Consider the following 18,573-nt stretch of genomic DNA (forward strand, 5'->3'; position numbering starts at 1 on the left):
GAAAATGCCACGCAGTCTCAAAAAGGGCCCCTTCGTCGACGACCACCTGTACCGCAAGGTCGTCACCGCGAACGAAGCCGGTTCCAAGAACGTCATCAAGACCTGGTCGCGTCGTTCGATGATCATCCCCGATTTCCTCGGGCACACGATCGCCGTTCACGACGGCCGCAAGCACATCCCGGTGTTCATCACCGAGACCATGGTGGGCCACAAGCTCGGCGAGTTCGCCCCCACCCGCACCTTCCGTGGTCACGTGAAGGACGACAAGAAGGGCCGTCGCCGCTAACCGCGGTGACGTGAAGGAGGAAGAGAAATGGTGGAGTCGATCGCACGCGTGCGTCACATCCGCGTCACCCCCATGAAGGCCCGTCGTGTCGTCAACCTGATCCGCGGCCGTCAGGCCGTCGAGGCACTGGCGATCCTGAAGTTCGCCCCGCAGGGAGCGTCCGAGCCTGTCTACAAGCTCGTCGCATCCGCGATCGCGAACGCCCGGGTCAAGGCCGACGCCTCGAACAGCTACCTGGACGAGCAGGACCTCTTCGTCGCGAAGGCTTTCGTCGACGAGGGCACCACGCTCAAGCGTTTCCAGCCCCGTGCTCAGGGACGCGCGTTCCGCATCAACAAGCGCACGAGCCACATCACCATCGTCCTGGCCACGCCGGACGAAGCGGATGTCGCAGCCGCGAGCAAGAAGGCGAGCAAGTAATGGGCCAGAAAGTCAATCCTTACGGCTTCCGTCTCGGGATCACCACCGACCACGTGTCGCGCTGGTTCTCGGACAGCACGAAGAAGGGTCAGCGCTACAGCGACTACGTCGCCGAAGACGTGAAGATCCGCAACCTGCTGAAGACGAGCCTCGACCGCGCCGGAGTGGCGCGCATCGAGATCGAGCGCACCCGTGACCGCGTCCGCGTCGACATCCACACCGCCCGCCCGGGCATCGTGATCGGTCGTCGTGGCGCCGAGGCCGAGCGCATCCGCTCCGACCTCGAGAAGCTCACCGGCAAGCAGATTCAGCTCAACATCCTCGAGGTGAAGAACCCCGAGGCCGAGGCTCAGCTGGTCGCACAGGGCATCGCCGAGCAGCTCACCGCTCGCGTGGCGTTCCGTCGTGCGATGCGCAAGGGCCTGCAGGGCGCTCAGCGCGCCGGCGCCAAGGGTGTCCGCATCCAGGTGTCGGGCCGCCTCGGCGGCGCCGAGATGAGCCGTTCCGAGTTCTACCGTGAAGGCCGCGTTCCGCTGCACACCCTTCGCGCCAACATCGACTACGGCTTCTACGAGGCCAAGACGACGTTCGGCCGCATCGGTGTGAAGGTCTGGATCTACAAGGGCGACATCACCAACAAGGAGCTCGCCCGCGAGCAGGCCAACCAGAAGTCGTCGCGCCCCGAGCGTGGCGACCGTGACCGTCCGCGCCGTAACTCCGCCCCCAAGGCGGAGGCTCCGGTCGCAGCAGGAGTTGAGGCGTAACCATGCTTATCCCCCGTCGAGTCAAGCACCGCAAGCAGCACCACCCGGGTCGCAGTGGCCAGGCCACCGGTGGCACCAAGGTCAGCTTCGGTGAGTACGGCATCCAGGCCCTCACGCCCGCTTACGTGACGAACCGTCAGATCGAGTCCGCTCGTATCGCGATGACCCGTCACATCAAGCGTGGTGGAAAGGTGTGGATCAACATCTACCCCGACCGTCCGCTCACGAAGAAGCCGGCCGAAACCCGCATGGGTTCCGGTAAGGGTTCGCCCGAGTGGTGGGTCGCGAACGTCAAGCCGGGCCGCGTGCTGTTCGAGCTGAGCGGGGTCAACGAGACCATCGCTCGCGAGGCACTGACCCGTGCAATCCACAAGCTGCCTTTGAAGGCACGCATCATCAAGCGCGAGGAGGGCGACGCGTAATGGCGATCGGTTCTAAGGAGCTCGCCTCGGCGGAGCTCGACACGTTCGAAGATTCTCGACTTCTCGAGGAGCTTCGCAAGGCCAAGGAAGAGCTGTTCAACCTGCGCTTCCAGTCGGCCACCGGCCAGCTCGAAAGCCACGGCCGCCTGCGCGCCGTGAAGCGCGACATCGCCCGTATCTACACGATCATCCGCGAGCGGGAGCTCGGCATCCGTGCCACGCCCGCCCCGGTGGAGGTCGCGGCGAAGCCGGCGAAGGCACCCAAGAAGACCAAGAAGGCTGCAGACGCCGAGGCGCCCGCAGTCGAGCCTGAGACGGCTGCACAGACCGAGGAGGCCAAGTAATGGCTAAGACCGAAGAGAAGGTCGTCGCGACCGGCCACGAGTCGTCCTCGCACGACGTCAAGGATGCCGCGGCTCGCGGTTACCGCAAGGCACGTCGTGGCTACGTCACCTCCGACAAGATGGACAAGACCATCGTCGTCGAGGTCGAGGACCGCGTGAAGCACCCGCTGTACGGCAAGGTCATCCGCCGCACCTCCAAGGTGAAGGCGCACGACGAGACCAACAGCGCCGGCATCGGCGACCTCGTGCTCATCAACGAGACCCGTCCCCTGTCAGCGTCGAAGCGCTGGCGCCTGGTCGAGATCCTGGAAAAGGCGAAGTAAATGCTGCAGCAAGAATCACGAGTTAAGGTCGCCGACAACACCGGCGCCAAGGAACTCCTGACGATTCGTGTTCTCGGTGGATCCGGCCGTCGTTACGCGGGCCTCGGCGATGTCATCGTCGCGACCGTGAAAGACGCCATCCCCGGCGGAAACGTCAAGAAGGGCGACGTGGTCAAGGCCGTCATCGTCCGCACAGTCAAGTCGACCCGTCGCTCCGACGGCTCGTACATCAAGTTCGACGAGAACGCCGCTGTGATCCTGAAGAACGACGGTGACCCCCGTGGCACCCGCATCTTCGGACCGGTCGGCCGTGAGCTCCGTGACAAGAAGTTCATGAAGATCATCTCGCTGGCACCGGAGGTTATCTAGTCATGGCGAACATCAAGAAGGGTGACCTGGTTCAGGTCATCACCGGCCCCAGCCAGGCCCGCGGCGGAGACCGCGGCAAGCAGGGTCGGGTCATCGAGGTGCAGGTCGAGAAGGACCGCGTCGTCGTCGAGGGCGTGAACTTCGTCACGAAGCACGTTCGCGTCGGTCAGACCCAGCGCGGCACCAAGACCGGTGGCATCGAGACCATGGAGGCGCCGATCCACGTGTCGAACGTCGCCCTGGTCGACCCCGACACCAAGAAGCCGACCCGCGTCGGCCACCGCAACGAAGAAGTAACGAAGGACGGCGTCACGAAGACGGTCCGCGTTCGTTACGCGAAGAAGTCAGGTAAGGACCTCTAATGACCACGACTGCCCCCGCAGCTGGCAAAATCCAGCCGCGCCTCAAGCAGAAGTACCAGAGCCAGATCGTCGATCAGCTCACCAAGGACTTCGGTTTCACGAACGTGCACCAGGTGCCCGGACTCGTGAAGATCGTCGTGAACACCGGTGTCGGCGAAGCGGCCCGCGATGGCAAGATCATCGACGGCGCCGTGAAGGACCTCACCGCGATCACCGGTCAGAAGCCGCAGGTCACGAAGGCCCGCAAGTCGATCGCCCAGTTCAAGCTGCGTGAGGGTCAGCCCATCGGCGCCCACGTCACGCTCCGTGGCGACCGTGCTTGGGAGTTCCTCGACCGCCTCCTGTCGCTCGCGCTTCCCCGCATCCGCGACTTCCGTGGTCTCTCGGACAAGCAGTTCGACGGCCGCGGCAACTACACGTTCGGTCTCACGGAGCAGTCGATGTTCCACGAGATCGACCAGGACAGGATCGACCGCGTTCGTGGTTTCGACATCACCGTCGTCACGACCGCCAAGACCGACGACGAGGGTCGTGCGCTGCTCAAGGCGCTCGGGTTCCCGTTCAAGTCCGACGACAGCACCACCAACTAGCACCATTCACCCACCACGACCATAGGTCGGCATCCTCGGAAAGGGTGTCGAAACCAGGCGCGAAAGGCCACACATAATGACAATGACAGATCCGGTCGCAGACATGCTGACCAGACTGCGCAACGCGAACTCGGCGCACCACGACACCGTGTCGATGCCGCACTCGAAGCTCAAGTCGCACATCGCCGACATCCTGAAGTCCGAGGGCTACATCTCGGGCTGGGAGGTCACCGACGCGAAGGTCGGACAGACCCTCACGCTGAACCTCAAGTTCGGCCCGAACCGCGAGCGCTCCATCGCGGGCATCAAGCGCGTCTCGAAGCCCGGTCTGCGCGTCTACGCGAAGTCGACCGAGATCCCGACCGTTCTCGGCGGGCTCGGCGTCGCCATCCTGTCCACCTCCTCGGGTCTCCTCACGGACCGCCAGGCGAGCAAGAAGGGCGTAGGTGGGGAAGTCCTCGCCTATGTGTGGTAACTGACAATGTCACGAATCGGACGTCTCCCCATCGACATCCCGGCCGGCGTCACCGTCTCCATCGACGGCCAGCAGGTCGCGGTCAAGGGCCCCAAGGGCGAGCTCGCGCTCGTCGTCGCGGAGCCCATCAAGGCCACGGTCGAAGAGAACCAGGTTCTCGTCACCCGCCCGGATGACGAGCGCACCTCGCGATCGCTCCACGGCCTCACGCGTACCCTCATCGCGAACCAGATCACCGGCGTCACCACGGGCTACTCCAAGAGCCTCGAGGTCGTCGGAACCGGTTACCGCGTCGCTGCCAAGGGCAGCGGCGTCGAGTTCGCGCTCGGGTACTCCCACCCCATCTCGGTCGAGCCGCCCGCGGGCATCTCGTTCACGGTGGAAGGGAACAACAAGCTCACGGTGAACGGAATCGACAAGCAGGCCGTCGGTGAAGTTGCCGCAAACATTCGCAAGCTGCGCAAGCCCGAGCCCTACAAGGGCAAGGGCGTGCGGTACGCCGGCGAGGTAGTTCGCCGCAAGGCCGGAAAGAGTGGTAAGTAGACCATGGCTACTGGAATCAGAGGAAAGTCGAAGTCCGCTGCCCGCGATCGCCGGCACCTGCGACTTCGCAAGAAGGTCGAAGGCACCCCGGCGCGTCCGCGCCTGGTGGTCACCCGTTCGGCTCGTCACGTCTTCGTGCAGGTCGTCGACGACAGCAAGGGTCACACCCTCGCGTCGGCCTCGACCCTCGAAGCCGATCTGCGCACCTTCGACGGTGACAAGACCGCCAAGGCCAAGAAGGTCGGCGAGCTCGTCGCCGAGCGTGCGAAGCAGGCCGGGATCGACGCCGTCGTGTTCGACCGCGGTGGAAACCGTTACGCGGGTCGCGTCGCGGCCATCGCCGATGGAGCTCGAGAGGGTGGTCTGAGCCTGTGACCCCCGAAACCAATAAGGAGCAGGACGTGGCAGCAGTAGCTGAAGCCCCCGTCGAGACCGCCGCGTCGACCGAGTCGACCCAGAGCGAGCCCCGCGAGGCACGCCGTGGAGGCCGTGAGCGCAACCCGAACCGCGGCGACCGCGGAGGACGTGACTCCGACAAGAGCAACTTCCTCGAGCGCGTCGTCACCATCAACCGCGTCTCGAAGGTGGTGAAGGGTGGTCGTCGCTTCAGCTTCACCGCTCTCGTCGTCGTCGGAGACGGCAACGGTCTGGTGGGCGTCGGCTACGGCAAGGCCCGCGAGGTGCCGACCGCCATCTCGAAGGGCGTCGAGGAAGCGAAGAAGAACTTCTTCCGCGTTCCCCGCGTCGGCAACACGATCCCTCACCCGGTTCAGGGTGAGGCGGCCGCCGGTGTGGTGCTCCTGCGCCCCGCCGCCGCCGGTACCGGCGTCATCGCCGGTGGCCCGGTGCGCGCCGTTCTCGAGTGCGCCGGCATCCACGACATCCTCTCGAAGTCGCTCGGCTCGTCGAACACGATCAACATCGTGCACGCGACCGTCGAGGCGCTGCAGCAGCTCGAAGAGCCGCGTGCCGTCGCCGCCCGTCGTGGCCTCGACTTCGAAGACGTCGCCCCGGCCCGCCTCGTGCGCGCCGAGGCCGACGCTCTAGCTGCGAAGGCAGGTGCATGATGGCCGCGCGCCTCAAAGTGACCCAGATCAAGTCCAAGATCAGCGAGAAGCAGAACCAGCGGGACACGCTGCGCAGCCTCGGACTGAAGCGGATCGGCGACATCGTCGTTCGCGAAGACAACGCCCAGAACCGTGGTTACGTGCGCACCGTCGCACACCTGGTGAAGGTCGAGGAGATTGACTAATGGCTGAGAACGACGCCAAGGAGACCGCCGAGAAGGCGGCTCCGAAGAAGGCTGCGGCCCCCAAGGCCGCGCCGAAGGAGAAGGCGGAGCCCAAGGCGGCTGCCAAGGCTCCGGCCGAGAAGGCTCCCGCCAAGGCCGCCGCGAAGAAGGCTCCCGCCAAGGCTGCCGACGCTGAGACCACGGCTCCGGCCGCGGCCAAGGCGCCTGCTGCCAAGGCCAAGCCCGCCGCCGACGAGACCGCCGGCCCCCGCGAGCACGTGCTCAAGGTGCACCACCTCCGTCCCGCTGCGGGAGCCAAGAAGGCTCGCACCCGCGTGGGCCGTGGTGAGGGCTCCAAGGGTAAGACCGCGGGCCGTGGCACCAAGGGCACGAAGGCCCGCTACCAGGTCAAGGTCGGCTTCGAGGGTGGGCAGATGCCGCTGCACATGCGCACCCCGAAGCTCCGCGGCTTCAAGAACCCGTTCCGGGTGGAGTACCAGGTCGTGAACCTGGAGAAGCTCGCTGAGCTCTACCCCTCGGGCGGCGACGTCACCGTGGTCGACCTGGTCGCCAAGGGTGCCGTGCGCAAGAACGAAAAAGTGAAGGTTCTCGGCAATGGCGACATTGCGGTTAAGCTGAACGTCGCGGTCGACAAGGTCTCCGGCTCCGCCGAGCAGAAGATCGTCGCCGCGGGTGGTTCCGTCAAGTAGGTTCCGCAGACCGGTGACCTGATTGGTGAGCGCTCGACATCCTGCGTCATGTGAATGATGTAGCCTGTCGAGGCCACGAATCGGGTCACCGGCTTTCTTGGCATTGAGCCACATAAACGCAGGAGGCCCTTTTTGTTCAAAGCCGTAGCGAGGATCTTCCGCACGCCGGATCTCCGCCGGAAGATCGGCTTCACGCTCGGCATCGTCGCACTGTTCCGCCTGGGATCGTTCATCCCCGCTCCCTTCGTGGATTTCGGAAACGTGCAGACCTGTCTAGCCGCGAACCAGAACACGTCCGGGTTGTACGAGCTCGTCAACCTCTTCAGTGGTGGCGCCCTCCTGCAGCTCTCCATCTTCGCGCTGGGGATCATGCCGTACATCACGGCCTCGATCATCGTGCAGCTGCTGCGCGTGGTCATCCCTCACTTCGAGACCCTCTACAAGGAGGGCCAGTCGGGCCAGAGCCGCCTGACGCAGTACACGCGCTACCTCACCATCGCGCTGGGTGTGCTGCAGTCGACGACGCTCATCACGGTCGCCCGCAGCGGTGCGCTGTTCGGCACGTCGACCGTCGCCGAGTGCGGGCAGCTCATCACCAACGACGCCTGGTACGCCATCCTGCTCATGGTCATCACCATGACCGCCGGCACCGGCGTCATCATGTGGATGGGTGAACTCATCACCGAGCGCGGCATCGGCAACGGCATGTCGCTGCTGATCTTCACGTCGATCGCCGCCCGCTTCCCCGCCTCGCTCTGGCTCATCGCGCAGACCAAGAGCTTCGAGGTCTTCCTGCTGGTGATCGCCGTCGGGCTCCTGGTCGTGGGGCTCGTGGTGTTCGTCGAGCTCTCGCAACGGCGCATCCCGGTTCAATACGCCAAACGCGTGGTGGGCAGGCGCACCTACGGCGGCAACAACACCTACATCCCCATCAAGGTCAACATGGCCGGCGTGGTGCCCGTGATCTTCGCGTCGTCGCTGCTCTACCTGCCGGCTCTGATCGCGCAGTTCAACCAGCCACAACCGGGCGAGCAGCCCGCTGGCTGGGTGACCTGGATCAACAGCTACCTGGTGCAGGGCGATCACCCGCTCTACATGCTGCTGTACTTCCTGCTCATCGTGGGCTTCACCTACTTCTACGTCGCGATCACCTTCAACCCCGAAGAGGTCGCCGACAACATGAAGAAGTTCGGCGGGTTCATCCCCGGCATCCGTGCCGGCCGGCCGACCGCCGAATACCTCGACTACGTGCTCACCCGCATCACCCTTCCCGGGTCGATCTACCTGGGTCTGATCGCGCTGTTGCCGTTGATCGCTCTCGCGCTGGTCGGTGCCAACCAGAACTTCCCGTTCGGTGGCGCGTCGATCCTGATCATCGTCGGTGTCGGTCTCGAGACCGTGAAGCAGATCGACTCGCAGTTGCAGCAACGCCACTACGAGGGACTTCTGCGATGACGGACGGGCCGGGCGCGGCCGATTCGAACGGCTCGCTCCGCCTGCTCCTCATCGGCCCGCCCGGGGCCGGCAAGGGCACCCAGGCGGCTCGTCTCTCCGAGGCCTACGGCATTCCCGCGGTCTCGACGGGCGACATCTTCCGCGAGAACGTGAAAGAGGGCACCGAGCTCGGCGTCAAGGCCAAGGAGTACATGGACGCGGGGCACTACGTTCCCGACTCCCTGACCAACGAGCTGGTGCGCGACCGACTGAGCCAGCCGGATGTCGCCGACGGCTTCCTGCTCGACGGCTACCCCCGCACCCTGCAGCAGGTCGAGGAGCTCGACGACATCCTCGGCGTGAATGCCGCATCGCTCGACGCGGTCGTCGTGCTCACCGCCGACACCGACGAGGTGGTGCAGCGACTGCTGAAGCGATCGGCCGAGCAGGGCCGCAGCGACGACACCGACGAGGTGATCCGCCGCCGGCTCGACGTCTACGCCGAGCAGACGGCTCCGCTCATCGATGTCTACGCCCAGCGCGGACTGCTGATCGAGGTCGACGGGCTCGGAGCGATCGACGAGGTCACCGGCCGCATCATCGCCGCGCTCGCGAGTCGCTGACCCCGGAACCCGCATGATCCGCAAGAACAAGGGCATCTACAAGACGCCCGAGGAGCTGCGCCTGATGGTGCGCCCCGGGCTGGTGACGGCCGCGTCGCTCGCCGCGGTGCGCGCCGCCATCCGCCCGGGCATCAGCACGCTCGAGCTCGACGCCATCGCCGACAGCACCATCCGGTCGCTCGGCGGGGTGTCGAATTTCCAGATGGTGCCCGGCTACTTCCACACGCTCTGCACGTCGGTCAACGACGACATCGTGCACGGCATCCCCGGTGGCCGCGTGCTCGAGGCCGGCGACATCGTGTCGATCGACAGCGGCGCCGAGGTCGACGGCTGGAACGGCGACTCGGCGATCACCGTGGTGCTCGACGATGCGTCGAGGCCGGTCGAGGTGGCGGCCCGCCGTCTGCTGTCGGATGTAACCGAGCAGTCGCTCTGGCACGGCATCGCGCGTCTGGCCGCCGCACGCCACCTCAACGAGGTCGGCGAGGCCATCGAGGAGTTCGTCGAGAACCACCCGTCGACACGTGACGGCGCGACCTACGGCATCCTCACCGACTACATCGGCCACGGCATCGGTCGCAGCATGCACGAAGCGCCGCCGGTGTTCAACTACCGGGTGCGCCCGAAGGGCCCCGAGGTCAAGCCCGGCCTGGTGGTGGCGATCGAGCCGATGATCACGGCCGGCACCACCGAGACCTACGTGCGCGAAGACGAGTGGACCGTGGCATCCGCCGACGGCAGCATGTCGTCGCACTGGGAGCACTCGGTCGCCGTGCACGAAGACGGCATCTGGGTGCTCACCGCCGACGACGGCGGCGCGGCCGCCCTGGCGCCGCTCGGAGTGACGCCGGTGCCCATTCCCTGACGCACTCCGGCCGCGGGAGCTGCCCGCCCGGCCCTCAGGTGTCGATGACGTGCACGAGCTCGTCGATGAACGACGGGAAGTCGACGCCGCGCTTCACGATGCGCTGCACGTCGTCGCGGTCGGAGAACACCTCCACCAGCTGATCGAACACGTTCTGGAACGCCTTGCGCCCGCTGGCGCTGAACGCGATGAGGGCGATGACGTTCACCCGGTTGTCGCCCCAGGTCATCGGCGACTCGTTGACGACGATCGCGATGGCGGTGCGGGTGGCGCTCATCTCCATCGCGTGGGGCACGGCGATGGTGTCGGTGAACGCCGTCGACGACATGCGCTCGCGCTCGATGGCGCCCTCGACGTAGGACTCGTCGATCACGCCGAGCCCCACCATCGAGTCGCCCAGCGTGCGGATCATGCCCGCCTCGGTCGGGGCACGCAAATTGCGCCAGAACAGCCGCTCGTCGAAGTACTGCAGCAGCTCGTCTTTGATCTCCATGCGGCGACGGTGGCGGCGCACCGTGGCGATCGCCCGGCGCACCGCCTCGAAGTCGGACTCGGTGAGGAAGGGCTGGATGACCACGACGTTGTCGCGCGCCGCCGGGGCCTGGATGGTGGTGACCACGATGTCGGACGACAGCCCCGACCAGTCGACGTCGGCCCGGGTGATCACCACGTCGACCTGCAGGTCGGAGCCGAGTTCGGCCTCGAGCTTCGAGCGCAGCACGACGTGCATGTCGTAGTAGTTGGGGCACACGATCGCGCAGGTGACGCGCTCTTCGCGCAGGTTCTGCCGCTCGAGATAGGAGCCCACGTGCAGGGCGATGTAGGCGATCTCGTCGTCGTTGATCGTGATCTGCTCGCGCCGCTGGATCTGGCTGGCGATGAACACCGCGAGCTCGTAGATCATGGGGAACGAGCCCTTGATCGACCGGGTCATCGGGTTGCGCGAGTAGGAGTTCTCGTGGGCCCGGGCGACGAGATTGCGGATGTGCAGGCTCAGCCGCACGATGAAGTCCTCGTCGTTGAGGTCGACCAGGTATTCGTCGCTCGCCAGCCGCACGATGCGGCGCATGTCGTCGAGGTAGTCGCGGTCGAGGTAGTTGGCGGCGACCACCTCGGTGGGCTCGTCGTGGCCCGGGGTGAGCACCCGCGTGGTGAGCAGCACCGACAGGTAGGTCAGTTCGCGGATGCTCAGGGCGGCGTCGAAATGCGAGCGGATGAGGCCGTCGAGCCGGCCGGCGATGTCGCGGATGGTCTCGGAGACCGGATGCTCGTCGGCCTGGTCGATCGACTGGTTCTTGGCCACGCGGTCGACGGCGATCGCGATGTGCAGCAGCACGTTGTTGATCGAGTACTCGTTGACGAAGTAGCCGTGCTCGTCGAGCATGGCGATGAGGTCGGACTTGAAGGCGCCGAGGTTGTCGCCCGAGAACTCCCGCTGGATGTTCTCGAGGTCGAGGAAGCCCTGGGCGCTCTCGTCGCGGAAGATGCGGCTGAGCAGCCGCCGCCGGTTCAGCTCGCTGCCCGAGAGCGACACCGAGCTGCCGCGCCGCACGAGTGACAGCCCCGCCTCCTCGACCAGCAGCTTGACCTTGCGAAGGTCGGCCTCGACGGTCGATTCGCTCACGAACAGCGACGCGGCCAGGTCGTAGACGTCGAGGCCGTCGAGGGCGTCGCCGAGACCGCGGATGATGAAGTGCACGCGCTCGCGGGGGCTGCCGGGCTCGGCGTCGCGCGACCGCAGGCCGGTGACGAAACTCGCGTAGGCCTCGCGATTCAGCCGGTAGCCGCTCGTCGACGACGCGATCACCTCGAGCGGGCGGGCGGCGTTCTTGACGCCCGTGACGTAGCTGCGCACGCTGCGGGTGGTCACGCCGAGCCGGTCGGCCAGCTCGCCGGCGGTGACCCACTCGTCGGACTCGGCCAGGAACTCCAGCAGCCGTTCGTACTTCTCGCTCATCACCCGTCTTTTCCGGCGTCGTGTTCGGTCTGGCTGTTGCCGATCAAGCGTACCCGCGACAACGCCGCTTCCGGGGGCGAGGAAGGAAACCTGCTGGCCGCGCACCGGCCCCGTGGCCGAGTATCGACAGTGGATCGACCGACGACGCGAGGAGGCGTGCGTGAACAGGGTGCTCATCATCTGCGGTGCAGGAGCGTCGAGCACCTTTCTCGCACTGCGGCTTCGCGGGGTCGCCCGTTCGCGGGGACTCGATCTCACCGTCGAGGCCGGCACCCGGTTCGATCTCGACGACCGGCTCACCGGCACCGACCTGCTGCTGGTCGGTCCGCATCTCGGGGCGGAGTTCGCAGAGCTCCAGGCACGGGCGAACGATGCCGGAGTGGGGGCCGCGCTGCTGCCCGACACCGTCTTCGATGCGGGCGGCGCGGAAGCCGCCGCCGACCTGGTGGCCGACCTGCTCGGCGCACCACAGGCCTCGACCGACCGGCTCACAGTAGAGCCAACCTAGAAGGAGATTGAACATGGCTGAACGAACCGTCGAAATGGCATCGAAGCACGGTCTTCACGCTCGCCCGGCGACGATCTTCACGCAGACCGTGGCGAAGTCGGGGCTGCCGGTGCAGATCTCGAAGGCCGGCGGAAAAGCGGTGAACGCCGCGAGCATCCTGGGCGTCATCTCGCTCGGCATCGAGCAGGGCGACACGCTCACGCTGGTGTCGGAGGGCGACAGCGCCGACGCCGTGCTCGACGAACTCGTGACCCTGCTCAGCACCGACCTGGACGCCGACTGATGACCGACGTGACCAGCCGCCGCCTGCAGGGCACGGGCATCGGCCGCGGCATCGCCGTGGGTCAGGTGCTCCGGATGCCGGATCCTCTGCCCGAACCCGACGACACCCCCAGCGCGCTCACCCCCGACGCCGAGAAGGAGCGGGCCCGAGCGTCGCTGGCGGCCACAGCGGCCATCATCCGGCACCGCGGCGAGCGTGCCGGCGGCTCGGCCAAAGACGTGCTCGAGGCCCAGGCGTTCATGGCCGAGGACCCGACGCTCATCGACGACGTGGGGGAGCGGCTGGACAGCGGCAAGACCGCCGAGCGCGCGGTGTTCGAGGCGTTCGCCGCATTCCGCGACCTGCTGGTGAGCATGGGCGGCTACATGGGGGAGCGCGCGACCGACCTCGACGACGTCTCGCAGCGGGTGGTGGCCCACCTGCGCGGTGTCGCCGCCCCCGGTGTTCCCGATCCCGACTTCGCCTTCGTGCTCGTCGCCCGCGACCTGGCCCCGGCCGACACGGCTCTGCTCGACCTCGAGAAGGTGCTCGCCCTGGTCACGAGCGACGGCGGCCCGACCTCGCACACCGCCATCCTCGCCCGGGAGAAGTCGATCGTGGCGGTGGTGGGCGTGGCCGACGCGCTCGACCTGGCCGACGGCACCGAGGTCATCGTCGACGCCTCGACCGGCACCGTCACCGTCTCGCCGACCGACGACGAGCGGGCTCAGGCGCTCGAGCGCGCCGAAGAGCTCCGCTCGGCCCGCAGCGCCGACACCGGGCCGGGCCGCCTGGCCGACGGCACCGAGGTGCCGTTGCTGGCGAACCTCGGCTCGGCCGACGGCGCCGAAGACGCCCTGGCCAAGGGCGCGGAGGGCGTGGGCCTGTTCCGCACCGAGTTCCTCTTCCTCGACTCCACGAGCGCCCCCACGGTCGACGAGCAGAAGGCGCAGTACGTTCGCCTGCTGCAGGCCTTCGCCGGCAAGAAGGTGGTGGTGCGTGCGCTCGACGCCGGTGCCGACAAGCCCCTGAGCTTCTTGAACGACGCTCCGGAGGAGAACCCGGCACTGGGGCTGCGCGGACTGCGCGCCCTCCGCGCGAACGAGCCGATCCTGCGCGATCAGCTGCGGGCGCTCGCCGCCGCCGACGCCGAGACCGACGCGGACGTGTGGGTCATGGCTCCCATGGTGTCGACCGTCGAGGAGACCCGCTACTTCACCGCTCTCGCCCGCGAGTGCGGACTGAAGACCGCCGGCGTCATGGTTGAGGTGCCGTCGTCGGCCCTGCTCGCCGATCGCATCCTGGCCGACGCCGACTTCGCCTCGATCGGCACCAACGACCTCACCCAGTACACGCTGGCGGCCGACCGCCTGCTCGGTTCGGTGGCCTCGTTCCAAGACCCGTGGCATCCGGCGGTGCTGAAGCTCGTCGGCGAGGTCGGCAAGGCTGGCCAGCAGCTCGGAAAGCCCGTCGGCATCTGCGGAGAGGCCGCCGCCGACCCGCTGCTCGCCGTCGTGCTGGTGGGCCTCGGCGCCACCACCCTCTCGATGTCGCCGGCCGCACTGGCCGACGTGCGGGCCGAACTCGCCCGCTTCACCCTCGACGACGCCCGGCGGTTCGCCGACCTGGCGTTGTCGGCCAACAGCGCGATCGAGGCTCGCGCGGCCGTCACCGCCGCCTCGATCTCCTGACGCACCATCGCACCACTGCACCACCACCCGACTCAACTCGAATCAATCACAGAAACGGAGTAGCCGTCATGACAACGACGTCAGAAACGAAGACAGGAGGTGGGGCCCGGGTGCGCGTTCAGCGCTTCGGAACCTTCCTGTCGGGCATGGTCATGCCCAACATCCCCGCGTTCATCGCCTGGGGGCTCATCACGAGCCTCTTCATCGCCACCGGCTGGCTGCCCAACGGCATCCTCGGCGGGTTCGGCAACGCCGACGCGATCGGCTGGACCGGCGCCGCCACCGCTCTGGCGCAGGCCGATGACGGCACGACGTTCCCGCAGTACGTGGGCCTCGTCGGTCCGATGATCACCTACCTGCTGCCGCTCCTGATCGCGAACACCGGTGGCCGCATGGTCTACGGGGCACGCGGTGGCGTGGTGGGCACGATCGCGACGATGGGTGTCATCGTCGGCGCCGACATCCCGATGTTCATCGGCGCCATGATCATGGGCCCGCTCGGCGCCTGGCTGATCAAGCAGGTCGACCGCATCTGGGCCGGCAAGATCAAGGCCGGATTCGAGATGCTGGTCGACAACTTCTCGGCCGGCATCCTGGGCGGTCTGCTCGCCATCGCAGGCTTCTTCGGAATCGCCCCGGTGATCCAGGGGCTGTCGAAGGCGCTCGAGGTGGGCGTCGACTGGCTGATCAGCGCGGGACTGCTGCCGCTGGCGTCCATCCTGGTGGAGCCCGGCAAGGTGCTGTTCCTCAACAACGCCATCAACCACGGTGTGTTCACCCCGCTGGGTGTGCAGCAGGTGGCGGAGCAGGGCAAGTCGATCCTGTTCCTGATCGAGGCGAACCCCGGCCCCGGTCTCGGCATCCTGCTCGCGTTCTCGATCTTCGGCATCGGCCTGGCCAAGGCCAGCGCTCCGGGCGCCGCGATCATCCAGTTCTTCGGCGGCATCCACGAGATCTACTTCCCCTACGTGCTGTCCAAGCCGATGACCATCCTCGCGGCCATCGCCGGAGGCGCCACCGGCGTCGCCGTCAACGTGCTCTTCAACACGGGACTGCGCGCACCGGCCTCGCCGGGCAGCATCATCGCGGTGCTGGCGCAGACGGCGCCCGACAGCTACGTCGGCGTCATCCTCTCGGTGATCTCGGCCGCGGCGGTCTCGTTCCTCGTCACCGCCGTGATCCTGCGGGCCAGCCGCAAGCGCGACCTCGAGAAGGAGAACGCCGGCGACCTGAGCGCCGCGATCGCGCAGACCGAGGCGAACAAGGGCAAGGAGAGCTCGGTGCTCGCCAACCTGCGTGCCGAGGGCGTGCCCGCGGGCGACGCCGAGGCCGTGGCCGAGGAGAGCTCGCTGCTCACCGACACCCGCCCCATCTCGAACATCGTGTTCGCCTGCGATGCGGGCATGGGGTCGAGTGCGATGGGCGCATCGGTGCTGCGGAATAAGATCAAGAAGGCCGGCATCGAGGGGGTCACCGTGGTCAACAAGGCCATCGCCAACCTCGACGACGACGTCGATCTGGTGATCACGCAGCGCGAGCTCACCCCCCGGGCGCAGGAGCGCACGCCGAGCGCCGAGCACGTGTCGGTCGACAACTTCATGAACAGCCCTCGCTACGACGAGGTCGTCGAGAAGCTGAAGGAACAGCACGCCGCCAAATAGGCGACGTGGAAGAGGAGGAGATTCCCATGGCAGTTCTGGAACCGTCGCAGATCAGGATGAGCGGCACCGCGCGCACCAAGGAGGACGCGATCGCCGAGGCGAGCGAGATCCTCGTGGGCGCGGGTGCGGTGACCGCCGACTACCTCGACTACATGCTCCAGCGTGAGCAGACGGTCTCGACCTACATGGGAAACCTCCTCGCCATTCCGCACGGCACGAACGAGGGCAAGGACACGATCCTCGCGTCGGCGCTCTCGTTCGTGCGCTACGACGAGCCGATCGACTGGGGCGGCGAGGACGTGCGCTTCGTGGTCGGCATCGCCGGCAAGGACAACGGGCACATGGAGATCCTCACCAAGATCGCCATCGTGTTCAGCGACGAAGACGAGGTCGAGCGCCTGCTCGGCGCCGAGACCGTCGACGACGTGCTCGAGATCCTCGGCGACATCAACGAGTAACGACGCAAGGAGCTCCACATGAAAGCCGTTCACTTCGGCGCCGGCAACATCGGGCGCGGGTTCGTGGGGCTGATCCTGCACGACGCGGGCTACGAACTCGTCTTCGCCGACGTGAACGCCGAGCTGATCGACGCCCTCGCGGCCTCGACGAGCTACGACGTGCACGCAGTGGGCGAGAACTCGTCGACCCGCACGGTCACCGACTACCGCGCCCTCAACAGCGCGAGCGACGAGGCCGGCGTGATCGCCGAGATCGCTTCGGCCGACATCGTGACCACGGCCGTCGGGCCGAACATCCTCAAGTTCGTGGCGCCGGTGATCGCGAAGGCCCTCGAGCAACGCGACGCGGGCCTGCCGCCCCTGACGGTGATGGCCTGCGAGAACGCGATCAACGCGACGGATGTGCTGCGCGGCGAGGTCGCCACCCGGCTCGAGGGCGGGGAGGCGGCATCCGCTCTCTCGCGCGCGGTGTTCGCGAACACGGCGGTCGACCGCATCGTGCCCAACCAGGAGCCGGGCGCGGGTCTCGACGTGACGGTCGAGGACTTCTTCGAGTGGGCGATCGAGGCGGGGCCGTTCGGCGGCAACCCGCCCGTCATCCCCGATGCGCACTTCGTGCCCGACCTCGCGCCCTACATCGAGCGCAAGCTCTTCACGGTCAACACCGGGCACGCGACCACGGCCTACTACGGCTACATCGAGGGAGCGACGACGCTCGCCGACGCCCTGTCGATTCCGGAGGTCTTCCTCGAGGTGAAGGCCGTGCTGGCCGAGACGAAGGCGCTGCTCGTCGCCAAGCACGAGTTCGACCCGGCGGTGCAGGAGGCGTACCTCGAGAAGAACCTGGTGCGGTTCGCGAACCCCTACCTCACCGACACCCCCGAGCGCGTCGGCCGCCAGCCGCTGCGCAAGATCAGCCGGCACGAGCGGTTCATCGGGCCCGCGGCCGAACTGGCGGAGCGGGGTCTCCCGACCGCTGCGCTGCTGCGCGCGGTGGGCGCGGCCCTGCGCTTCGACGCAACGAGCGACCCGCAGAGCGCGGAGCTGGCCGAGCTCCTCGGCCGCCTGTCGCCCGAGGAATTCGCCCAGCAGGTCTCGGGGATCGAGCCGGGGCATCCGCTCTTCGCCGACCTGGTGGGCACTATACGATCGGTCGACGCTTTCCGCTGATTGCATCGGGGCGTTTCATAGCGTAAGCTTGATCTTTGGTGTTTTCGGCCCGTTTCGCCTGCGCGAATCGCGAGGCCGATCTCCGCACGACCAGCAAATCCTATTTTTAGCGACAGTGAGGCTATGGCCAAAAAAGACGGTGTTATCGAGATCGAGGGCGCGGTCGTCGAAGCCCTCCCGAACGCGATGTTCAGGGTGGAATTGACGAACGGTCACAAAGTGCTTGCCCACATCTCGGGCAAGATGCGCCAGCACTACATCCGCATCCTCCCCGAGGACCGCGTGATCGTGGAGTTGAGCCCTTATGACCTCACCCGTGGCCGGATCGTCTACCGCTACAAATAAACCGCTGCTGGAAAGTAACGGCCCCGCGGCACTCCGCGAGGTACGAGGACAGCGAAGAGAGAACGAACAATGAAGGTCAACCCCAGCGTCAAGCCCATCTGCGAGCACTGCCGCGTGATCCGTCGTAACGGTCGCGTCATGGTGATCTGCAAGAGCAACCCGCGTCACAAGCAGCGTCAGGGCTGATCGCCCGCTCGCTGCGCGAGACAACTGAATACAGATAGGCAGTGCCAGATGCCGCCCGCTCCGTGCGGGCGGCGGACACCCCCGGTTGGAGGCCGGAGCACAGGCACTGTCCCACACCTCCACTCATCAACAGGAGATAGCCACCATGGCACGTCTAGCAGGAGTTGACATTCCCCGCGACAAGCGCGTGGAAGTAGCCCTCACGTACATCTACGGCGTCGGCCGCACGAGGGCCCTCAAGACCCTCGCCGACACCGACATCTCAGGAGACATCCGGGTCAAAGACCTGACCGACGACCAGCTCGTCGCTCTCCGCGACTACATCGAGGGCAACTACAAGGTTGAGGGTGACCTCCGCCGCGAGGTCGCCGCCGACATCCGCCGCAAGGTCGAGATCGGCAGCTACGAGGGTGTTCGCCACCGCAAGGGGCTCCCCGTGCGCGGCCAGCGCACCAAGACCAACGCTCGCACCCGCAAGGGCCCGAAGCGCACCGTGGCAGGCAAGAAGAAGGCCGGCCGCTAACAACCGATTTGCGCCGGGTGAAACTGGCGTAGCCACTCAGATTCAGGAGAA

At 66.7% G+C, this 18,573-nt stretch carries 28 protein-coding genes; 27 read left to right on the forward strand and 1 reads right to left on the reverse strand.

Features of this window, described 5'->3' with window-relative positions; genetic code table 11:
- Window positions 1–4 precede the first annotated feature (4 nt).
- The 18 genes from rpsS to map all read left to right on the forward strand — a co-directional run bounded on the left by rpsS (window position 5) and on the right by map (window position 9,761).
- Complete coding sequence (gene rpsS, locus N1032_RS02290; RefSeq protein WP_259537200.1) at window positions 5–286, forward strand: 30S ribosomal protein S19; 282 nt, start codon at window positions 5–7, stop codon at window positions 284–286.
- A gap of 27 nt (window positions 287–313) precedes the next feature.
- Entirely contained in the window at window positions 314–706 is a 393-nt protein-coding gene (gene rplV / locus N1032_RS02295; protein ID WP_259537201.1) for a 50S ribosomal protein L22, read from the forward strand.
- A complete protein-coding gene (rpsC, locus tag N1032_RS02300) occupies window positions 706–1,470 on the forward strand; it encodes a 30S ribosomal protein S3 (RefSeq protein WP_259537202.1) in 765 nt (254 codons plus the stop codon). Before rplV ends, rpsC begins: the two co-directional genes overlap by 1 nt.
- Window positions 1,471–1,472: 2 nt before the next feature.
- On the forward strand, window positions 1,473–1,892 hold the full coding sequence (rplP, locus tag N1032_RS02305; RefSeq protein ID WP_022897965.1) for a 50S ribosomal protein L16: 420 nt from the start codon (window positions 1,473–1,475) through the stop codon (window positions 1,890–1,892).
- Entirely contained in the window at window positions 1,892–2,236 is a 345-nt protein-coding gene (rpmC, locus tag N1032_RS02310) for a 50S ribosomal protein L29 (RefSeq protein WP_259537203.1), read from the forward strand. Before rplP ends, rpmC begins: the two co-directional genes overlap by 1 nt.
- A complete protein-coding gene (rpsQ, locus tag N1032_RS02315) occupies window positions 2,236–2,559 on the forward strand; it encodes a 30S ribosomal protein S17 (protein WP_259537204.1) in 324 nt (107 codons plus the stop codon). Before rpmC ends, rpsQ begins: the two co-directional genes overlap by 1 nt.
- Entirely contained in the window at window positions 2,560–2,928 is a 369-nt protein-coding gene (gene rplN, locus N1032_RS02320; RefSeq protein ID WP_066041167.1) for a 50S ribosomal protein L14, read from the forward strand. It begins immediately after the preceding gene.
- A 2-nt stretch (window positions 2,929–2,930) separates the two neighbouring features.
- Window positions 2,931–3,290, forward strand: coding sequence for a 50S ribosomal protein L24 (gene rplX / locus N1032_RS02325; protein WP_259537205.1), 360 nt, complete (start codon window positions 2,931–2,933; stop codon window positions 3,288–3,290).
- Entirely contained in the window at window positions 3,290–3,880 is a 591-nt protein-coding gene (gene rplE / locus N1032_RS02330) for a 50S ribosomal protein L5 (RefSeq protein ID WP_259537206.1), read from the forward strand. Before rplX ends, rplE begins: the two co-directional genes overlap by 1 nt.
- A gap of 76 nt (window positions 3,881–3,956) precedes the next feature.
- Entirely contained in the window at window positions 3,957–4,355 is a 399-nt protein-coding gene (gene rpsH / locus N1032_RS02335; protein WP_066041161.1) for a 30S ribosomal protein S8, read from the forward strand.
- A 6-nt stretch (window positions 4,356–4,361) separates the two neighbouring features.
- The gene (gene rplF, locus N1032_RS02340) at window positions 4,362–4,898 is read left to right on the forward strand and encodes a 50S ribosomal protein L6 (protein ID WP_259537207.1); all 537 of its coding nucleotides are present in this window, start codon (window positions 4,362–4,364) and stop codon (window positions 4,896–4,898) included.
- A 3-nt stretch (window positions 4,899–4,901) separates the two neighbouring features.
- A complete protein-coding gene (gene rplR, locus N1032_RS02345) occupies window positions 4,902–5,273 on the forward strand; it encodes a 50S ribosomal protein L18 (protein ID WP_259537208.1) in 372 nt (123 codons plus the stop codon).
- Between the two features lie 26 nt (window positions 5,274–5,299).
- A complete protein-coding gene (gene rpsE, locus N1032_RS02350; protein ID WP_259537209.1) occupies window positions 5,300–5,965 on the forward strand; it encodes a 30S ribosomal protein S5 in 666 nt (221 codons plus the stop codon).
- Window positions 5,965–6,150 (forward strand): 50S ribosomal protein L30, encoded by a 186-nt coding sequence (gene rpmD / locus N1032_RS02355; RefSeq protein ID WP_171707109.1) that lies wholly within the window; start codon window positions 5,965–5,967, stop codon window positions 6,148–6,150. The genes rpsE and rpmD overlap by 1 nt, the downstream gene beginning before the upstream one ends.
- Complete coding sequence (gene rplO, locus N1032_RS02360) at window positions 6,150–6,839, forward strand: 50S ribosomal protein L15 (RefSeq protein ID WP_259537210.1); 690 nt, start codon at window positions 6,150–6,152, stop codon at window positions 6,837–6,839. Before rpmD ends, rplO begins: the two co-directional genes overlap by 1 nt.
- Before the next feature lie 132 nt (window positions 6,840–6,971).
- Window positions 6,972–8,294 (forward strand): preprotein translocase subunit SecY, encoded by a 1,323-nt coding sequence (gene secY, locus N1032_RS02365; RefSeq protein WP_259537211.1) that lies wholly within the window; start codon window positions 6,972–6,974, stop codon window positions 8,292–8,294.
- Window positions 8,291–8,896 carry an adenylate kinase gene (locus N1032_RS02370; RefSeq protein ID WP_259537212.1) on the forward strand — a complete coding sequence of 202 codons (606 nt, stop codon included), beginning with the start codon at window positions 8,291–8,293 and terminating at the stop codon, window positions 8,894–8,896. The genes secY and N1032_RS02370 overlap by 4 nt, the downstream gene beginning before the upstream one ends.
- A 13-nt stretch (window positions 8,897–8,909) precedes the next feature.
- Window positions 8,910–9,761 carry a type I methionyl aminopeptidase gene (map, locus tag N1032_RS02375; protein ID WP_259537213.1) on the forward strand — a complete coding sequence of 284 codons (852 nt, stop codon included), beginning with the start codon at window positions 8,910–8,912 and terminating at the stop codon, window positions 9,759–9,761.
- Between the two features lie 34 nt (window positions 9,762–9,795).
- On the opposite strand, the gene N1032_RS02380 is transcribed toward map, so the two are convergent.
- A complete protein-coding gene (locus tag N1032_RS02380) occupies window positions 9,796–11,718 on the reverse strand; it encodes a BglG family transcription antiterminator (RefSeq protein ID WP_259537214.1) in 1,923 nt (640 codons plus the stop codon).
- A gap of 160 nt (window positions 11,719–11,878) precedes the next feature.
- Here N1032_RS02380 and N1032_RS02385 point away from each other — a divergent pair, with 160 nt between their 5' ends.
- The 9 genes from N1032_RS02385 (at window position 11,879) to rpsM (ending at window position 18,522) form a co-directional block, all read left to right on the forward strand.
- A complete protein-coding gene (locus N1032_RS02385; RefSeq protein ID WP_259537215.1) occupies window positions 11,879–12,226 on the forward strand; it encodes a PTS sugar transporter subunit IIB in 348 nt (115 codons plus the stop codon).
- 13 nt (window positions 12,227–12,239) lie between these two features.
- Entirely contained in the window at window positions 12,240–12,509 is a 270-nt protein-coding gene (locus N1032_RS02390; protein WP_259537216.1) for an HPr family phosphocarrier protein, read from the forward strand.
- Window positions 12,509–14,179: a phosphoenolpyruvate--protein phosphotransferase gene (gene ptsP, locus N1032_RS02395; RefSeq protein WP_259537217.1), complete on the forward strand. Its 1,671-nt coding sequence runs from the start codon at window positions 12,509–12,511 to the stop codon at window positions 14,177–14,179. Before N1032_RS02390 ends, ptsP begins: the two co-directional genes overlap by 1 nt.
- A 68-nt stretch (window positions 14,180–14,247) precedes the next feature.
- The gene (locus tag N1032_RS02400; RefSeq protein WP_259537218.1) at window positions 14,248–15,840 is read left to right on the forward strand and encodes a PTS mannitol transporter subunit IICB; all 1,593 of its coding nucleotides are present in this window, start codon (window positions 14,248–14,250) and stop codon (window positions 15,838–15,840) included.
- Window positions 15,841–15,866: 26 nt separating this feature from the next.
- On the forward strand, window positions 15,867–16,298 hold the full coding sequence (locus tag N1032_RS02405; protein WP_259537219.1) for a PTS sugar transporter subunit IIA: 432 nt from the start codon (window positions 15,867–15,869) through the stop codon (window positions 16,296–16,298).
- 18 nt (window positions 16,299–16,316) lie between these two features.
- Entirely contained in the window at window positions 16,317–17,468 is a 1,152-nt protein-coding gene (locus tag N1032_RS02410; RefSeq protein WP_259537220.1) for a mannitol-1-phosphate 5-dehydrogenase, read from the forward strand.
- Window positions 17,469–17,591: 123 nt separating this feature from the next.
- A complete protein-coding gene (infA, locus tag N1032_RS02415) occupies window positions 17,592–17,813 on the forward strand; it encodes a translation initiation factor IF-1 (RefSeq protein WP_022883252.1) in 222 nt (73 codons plus the stop codon).
- 69 nt (window positions 17,814–17,882) lie between these two features.
- The gene (rpmJ, locus tag N1032_RS02420; protein ID WP_022898361.1) at window positions 17,883–17,999 is read left to right on the forward strand and encodes a 50S ribosomal protein L36; all 117 of its coding nucleotides are present in this window, start codon (window positions 17,883–17,885) and stop codon (window positions 17,997–17,999) included.
- A gap of 145 nt (window positions 18,000–18,144) precedes the next feature.
- On the forward strand, window positions 18,145–18,522 hold the full coding sequence (rpsM, locus tag N1032_RS02425) for a 30S ribosomal protein S13 (RefSeq protein ID WP_259537221.1): 378 nt from the start codon (window positions 18,145–18,147) through the stop codon (window positions 18,520–18,522).
- Window positions 18,523–18,573 lie beyond the last annotated feature (51 nt).

The organism is Herbiconiux daphne, assembly GCF_024979295.1.
Taxonomy (GTDB): domain Bacteria; phylum Actinomycetota; class Actinomycetes; order Actinomycetales; family Microbacteriaceae; genus Herbiconiux; species Herbiconiux daphnes.

Excerpts from the sequence above, each read along its gene's own strand:
- rpsS (WP_259537200.1), top strand. The coding sequence starts at position 5 with ATGCCACGCAGTCTCAAAAAGGGCCCCTTCGTCGACGACCACCTGTAC.
- rplV (WP_259537201.1), top strand. The coding sequence starts at position 314 with ATGGTGGAGTCGATCGCACGCGTGCGTCACATCCGCGTCACCCCCATG.
- rpsC (WP_259537202.1), top strand. The coding sequence starts at position 706 with ATGGGCCAGAAAGTCAATCCTTACGGCTTCCGTCTCGGGATCACCACC.
- rplP (WP_022897965.1), top strand. The coding sequence starts at position 1,473 with ATGCTTATCCCCCGTCGAGTCAAGCACCGCAAGCAGCACCACCCGGGT.
- rpmC (WP_259537203.1), top strand. The coding sequence starts at position 1,892 with ATGGCGATCGGTTCTAAGGAGCTCGCCTCGGCGGAGCTCGACACGTTC.
- rpsQ (WP_259537204.1), top strand. The coding sequence starts at position 2,236 with ATGGCTAAGACCGAAGAGAAGGTCGTCGCGACCGGCCACGAGTCGTCC.
- rplN (WP_066041167.1), top strand. The coding sequence starts at position 2,560 with ATGCTGCAGCAAGAATCACGAGTTAAGGTCGCCGACAACACCGGCGCC.
- rplX (WP_259537205.1), top strand. The coding sequence starts at position 2,931 with ATGGCGAACATCAAGAAGGGTGACCTGGTTCAGGTCATCACCGGCCCC.
- rplE (WP_259537206.1), top strand. The coding sequence starts at position 3,290 with ATGACCACGACTGCCCCCGCAGCTGGCAAAATCCAGCCGCGCCTCAAG.
- rpsH (WP_066041161.1), top strand. The coding sequence starts at position 3,957 with ATGACAATGACAGATCCGGTCGCAGACATGCTGACCAGACTGCGCAAC.
- rplF (WP_259537207.1), top strand. The coding sequence starts at position 4,362 with ATGTCACGAATCGGACGTCTCCCCATCGACATCCCGGCCGGCGTCACC.
- rplR (WP_259537208.1), top strand. The coding sequence starts at position 4,902 with ATGGCTACTGGAATCAGAGGAAAGTCGAAGTCCGCTGCCCGCGATCGC.
- rpmD (WP_171707109.1), top strand. The coding sequence starts at position 5,965 with ATGGCCGCGCGCCTCAAAGTGACCCAGATCAAGTCCAAGATCAGCGAG.
- rplO (WP_259537210.1), top strand. The coding sequence starts at position 6,150 with ATGGCTGAGAACGACGCCAAGGAGACCGCCGAGAAGGCGGCTCCGAAG.
- N1032_RS02370 (WP_259537212.1), top strand. The coding sequence starts at position 8,291 with ATGACGGACGGGCCGGGCGCGGCCGATTCGAACGGCTCGCTCCGCCTG.
- map (WP_259537213.1), top strand. The coding sequence starts at position 8,910 with ATGATCCGCAAGAACAAGGGCATCTACAAGACGCCCGAGGAGCTGCGC.
- N1032_RS02380 (WP_259537214.1), bottom strand. The coding sequence starts at position 11,718 with ATGAGCGAGAAGTACGAACGGCTGCTGGAGTTCCTGGCCGAGTCCGAC.
- N1032_RS02390 (WP_259537216.1), top strand. The coding sequence starts at position 12,240 with ATGGCTGAACGAACCGTCGAAATGGCATCGAAGCACGGTCTTCACGCT.
- ptsP (WP_259537217.1), top strand. The coding sequence starts at position 12,509 with ATGACCGACGTGACCAGCCGCCGCCTGCAGGGCACGGGCATCGGCCGC.
- N1032_RS02400 (WP_259537218.1), top strand. The coding sequence starts at position 14,248 with ATGACAACGACGTCAGAAACGAAGACAGGAGGTGGGGCCCGGGTGCGC.
- N1032_RS02405 (WP_259537219.1), top strand. The coding sequence starts at position 15,867 with ATGGCAGTTCTGGAACCGTCGCAGATCAGGATGAGCGGCACCGCGCGC.
- N1032_RS02410 (WP_259537220.1), top strand. The coding sequence starts at position 16,317 with ATGAAAGCCGTTCACTTCGGCGCCGGCAACATCGGGCGCGGGTTCGTG.
- infA (WP_022883252.1), top strand. The coding sequence starts at position 17,592 with ATGGCCAAAAAAGACGGTGTTATCGAGATCGAGGGCGCGGTCGTCGAA.
- rpmJ (WP_022898361.1), top strand. The coding sequence starts at position 17,883 with ATGAAGGTCAACCCCAGCGTCAAGCCCATCTGCGAGCACTGCCGCGTG.
- rpsM (WP_259537221.1), top strand. The coding sequence starts at position 18,145 with ATGGCACGTCTAGCAGGAGTTGACATTCCCCGCGACAAGCGCGTGGAA.